The 1,321-nt window shown below is 42.5% G+C and carries 1 protein-coding gene; it reads left to right on the top strand.

The genetic code is table 11. From position 1 onward, the window contains the following. Window positions 1–232 precede the first annotated feature (232 nt). Entirely contained in the window at window positions 233–1,300 is a 1,068-nt protein-coding gene (locus ACH0AB_RS11795; protein ID WP_406878259.1) for an HlyD family secretion protein, read from the top strand. The last annotated feature ends 21 nt before the right edge of the window (window positions 1,301–1,321 follow it).

Raw genomic sequence — 1,321 nt, 5'->3', positions numbered from 1 at the left:
ACGTATGCGGTGTTTAAGCTTGAGTGTTTGAAAATCAAAACCAAGTTAAATCATTTCGCTTTGCGTTTAAAGTTACTCGTCTCCGCTAATCAGTCGGCTTTTGCCCAGCTTAAGGCTATTAGCGGTGCGTAACTTCAGTTAGATAAGTGTTTTTTTAAATAACAGTTTAATGATAAATTGAATGACCAATAAAATTTAATCATCAATAAAATGCTTACGGAAAACCTAACTCATGAGTAGTGAAGCAAAAACCCAAAATGATGCGCCAGCTGATGACAGCGATGACAAACCCGCACAGGCGCCTGAAAAGATTATTAAGCCTAGGCCGCTTACCTTAATTATCATGTTATTGGTTTTTTTGCTCGGTGTTGGGGTGATTTTATGGGCATGGCATTTGGGTCCGTTTAATACGCCACTGCAACAAACCGAAAACAGTTATGTCAAAGGCAATATCACCCTATTGTCGGCACAAATTAATGGTTATATCGAAAAAGTCTACGTCAGTGATTTTGAGGACGTCAAACAAGGTCAGCCGTTAGTTAAAGTCAGCAGTGCTAACTACTCACAGCAAGTAGTACAAGCCGAGTCAGGACTGGAACAAGCGACCACCAATTTAGCCAACCAACAACAAATCATCGAGCAGCGCAAAGCCGATGTCAAAGCCGCGCAGGCAAAAGTAGCACAAGTTAAAACCCAGTTAGAATTGTCTATCCAACAGCTTAAACGACTTGAATCCTTGGTCGGCGTTGGCGCAGTGTCACAAAATGAAGTCGATACTGCCAAAGCGGCAGTAAAAAACAATGAAGCACTGTTGAGCCAAGCAATCGCCAGTGTCGATGTCGCCCGCGAAGGTCAAAAAACCGCGGAAGTGACAAAGATTGGTTTGGTGGCACAGATTAAAAGCGCCAATGCACAGCTAAATCAAGCCAATACCAACCAAGAATATGGCTTAATCACCGCCCCGACCTCAGGTAAATTAGGGCAAATCAATATCCGCACCGGTCAGCTGGTGACACAAGGCACGCAGTTGGTTTACCTCATTCCAAAATCGATGTGGGTCATTGCCAATTTTAAAGAAACCCAAATTGATAAAATGAAAATCGGGCAAAAAGCGTGGTTTACTGTCGATGCCCTAGGCAAACAAAAATTTACGGGGGTAGTCAAAAGCATCTCCCCCGCAACAGGGTCAGAATTTAGTGTCATTAAAACCGACAATGCCACCGGGAATTTTACCAAAGTGGTACAGTATAATACTCCCCGAAAACTAGACCAAAAAATTGCAGCAAATAAGATAGAATAGCCCTTAAGAAAAGAGGTCTAT

The sequence above is a fragment of the Moraxella sp. 179-F 1C4 NHS genome (assembly GCF_045370505.1).
Taxonomy (GTDB): Bacteria; Pseudomonadota; Gammaproteobacteria; order Pseudomonadales; family Moraxellaceae; genus Faucicola; species Faucicola tetraodonis.
Note: the sequence above shows the minus strand (reverse complement) of the source record. Positions and strands in the feature narration are given on the sequence as shown.